Source organism: Corynebacterium sp. MSK006, assembly GCF_030232385.1.
Taxonomy (GTDB): domain Bacteria; phylum Actinomycetota; class Actinomycetes; order Mycobacteriales; family Mycobacteriaceae; genus Corynebacterium; species Corynebacterium frankenforstense_A.
The window spans coordinates 1-2,571 of record NZ_JASPJZ010000031.1; the positions used below are offsets into that span (position 1 = coordinate 1).

Annotated in this window: 2 rRNA genes (1 of these 2 only partly in view); both read left to right on the forward strand. The window is 56.8% G+C overall.

The features are described 5' to 3' along the window. Nucleotides 1–3 precede the first annotated feature (3 nt). Nucleotides 4–1,530: ribosomal RNA gene (locus tag QQA02_RS11540) — 16S ribosomal RNA — on the forward strand. Nucleotides 1,531–1,870: 340 nt separating this feature from the next. Next, nucleotides 1,871–2,571 (forward strand): 23S ribosomal RNA (locus QQA02_RS11545) (it continues 1,936 nt past the right edge of the window). Together the 16S and 23S rRNA genes form the textbook arrangement of a ribosomal RNA operon.

Genomic DNA, 2,571 nt, shown 5'->3' on the forward strand with positions numbered 1-2,571 from the left:
TTTTTTGTGGAGAGTTTGATCCTGGCTCAGGATGAACGCTGGCGGCGTGCTTAACACATGCAAGTCGAACGGAAAGGCCAGTGCTTGCACTGGTACTCGAGTGGCGAACGGGTGAGTAACACGTGGGTGATCTGCCCTCAACTCCGGGATAAGCCTGGGAAACTGGGTCTAATACTGGATAGGACCACATCGTAGGTGGTGTGGTGGAAAGCGTTTGTAGCGGTTGGGGATGAGCTCGCGGCCTATCAGCTTGTTGGTGGGGTAATGGCCTACCAAGGCGGCGACGGGTAGCCGGCCTGAGAGGGTGTACGGTCACATTGGGACTGAGATACGGCCCAGACTCCTACGGGAGGCAGCAGTGGGGAATATTGCACAATGGGCGCAAGCCTGATGCAGCGACGCCGCGTGGGGGATGACGGCCTTCGGGTTGTAAACCTCTTTCGACCGTGACGAAGCCTTTGGTGACGGTAGCGGTAGAAGAAGCACCGGCTAACTACGTGCCAGCAGCCGCGGTAATACGTAGGGTGCGAGCGTTGTCCGGATTTACTGGGCGTAAAGGGCTCGTAGGTGGTTTGTCGCGTCGTCTGTGAAATTCCGGGGCTCAACTCCGGGCGTGCAGGCGATACGGGCATAACTTGAGTACTGCAGGGGTAACTGGAATTCCTGGTGTAGCGGTGGAATGCGCAGATATCAGGAGGAACACCGATGGCGAAGGCAGGTTACTGGGCAGTTACTGACGCTGAGGAGCGAAAGCATGGGTAGCGAACAGGATTAGATACCCTGGTAGTCCATGCTGTCAACGGTGGGCGCTAGGTGTGAGACCCTTCCACGGGTTTTGTGCCGTAGCTAACGTTTTAAGCGCCCCGCCTGGGGAGTACGGCCGCAAGGCTAAAACTCAAAGGAATTGACGGGGGCCCGCACAAGCGGCGGAGCATGTGGATTAATTCGATGCAACGCGAAGAACCTTACCTGGGTTTGACATACACTGGATCGCCTCGGAGACGGGGTTTCCCTTTGTGGTCGGTGTACAGGTGGTGCATGGTTGTCGTCAGCTCGTGTCGTGAGATGTTGGGTTAAGTCCCGCAACGAGCGCAACCCTTGTCCTGTGTTGCCAGCACGTTGTGGTGGGGACTCACGGGAGACTGCCGGGGTGAACTCGGAGGAAGGTGGGGATGACGTCAAATCATCATGCCCCTTATGTCCAGGGCTTCACACATGCTACAATGGTCGGTACAACAGGTTGCGATACCGTGAGGTGGAGCTAATCCTTTTAAAGCCGGCCTCAGTTCGGATTGGGGTCTGCAACTCGACCCCATGAAGTCGGAGTCGCTAGTAATCGCAGATCAGCAGTGCTGCGGTGAATACGTTCCCGGGCCTTGTACACACCGCCCGTCACGTCATGAAAGTCGGTAACACCCGAAGCCCACGGCCCAACCCTTGTGGGGGGAGTGGTCGAAGGTGGGATCGGCGATTGGGACGAAGTCGTAACAAGGTAGCCGTACCGGAAGGTGCGGCTGGATCACCTCCTTTCTAAGGAGTTTTTCTTATTTTTCTCTCAAATCCGGGTGGACGCACGCCACGTTGGCGGCGGGCAACGGTCACAGATTCAGGGGCCACCACAAAGACCCGTCCTGTCCGGTTCGGGGTGGGTGGTACGTCAGCGCGCTGTCGGGTGTCTGGCACGACACCGCACACACCAGAGCATGGCTGTGGTGTTGGTGGTTCGTGTGCGGCACGGTGACGCCGGTCGGGACGAGTGGTCCTGATGCCTGGTTGTCATTGTGTGTGGTGTGTGAGAACTGGAGAGTGGACGCGAGCATCTTGTTTTTCTTGTTGTTGTTCGAATTTTTTGCCTTTTTGGTTATTCGATTCGTGTTTGTCTAGTGGCGCACGGTGGATGCCTTGGCATGCTGGGCCGATGAAGGACGTGTGAGGCTGCGTTAAGCCTCGGGGAGTTGTCAACTAAGCGTTGATCCGAGGATGTCCGAATGGGGAAACCCGGCCGTCGTTGTTGGCGGTCACCTGCCGGTGAATGTATAGCCGGTTGGGAGGTAAGGCGGGGAAGTGAAACATCTCAGTACCCGTTGGAGAAGAAAACAATTGTGATTCCGTGAGTAGTGGCGAACGAAAGTGGATTTTTGGCTAAACCTGTCGCGTGTGTGACCGTTGCCGGGGTTGCGTGTCAGGGGTTGTGGGCTAAAGACGTGTCGGTGTGGCAACTGCCGGCGGATGGAACGTGTGTGGTAAGCGGAACTGGCTTGGAATGGTCGACCGGAGTAGGTGAGAGTCCTGTACGTGAATGCCATGCGCTCTGTCTTGTTTTTATTGCCCGAGTAGCAGCGGGCTCGTGGAATCTGCTGTGAATCTGCCGGGACCACCCGGTAAGCCTGAATACCCAGTGTGACCGATAGTGGATAGTACCGTGAGGGAATGGTGAAAAGTACCCCGGGAGGGGAGTGAAATAGTTCCTGAAACCGTGCGCTGTCAAGCCGTCAGAGCCCTCTAGGGGGTGATGGCGTGCCTTTTGAAGAATGAGCCTGCGAGTCAGCGGCACGTCGCGAGGTTAACCCG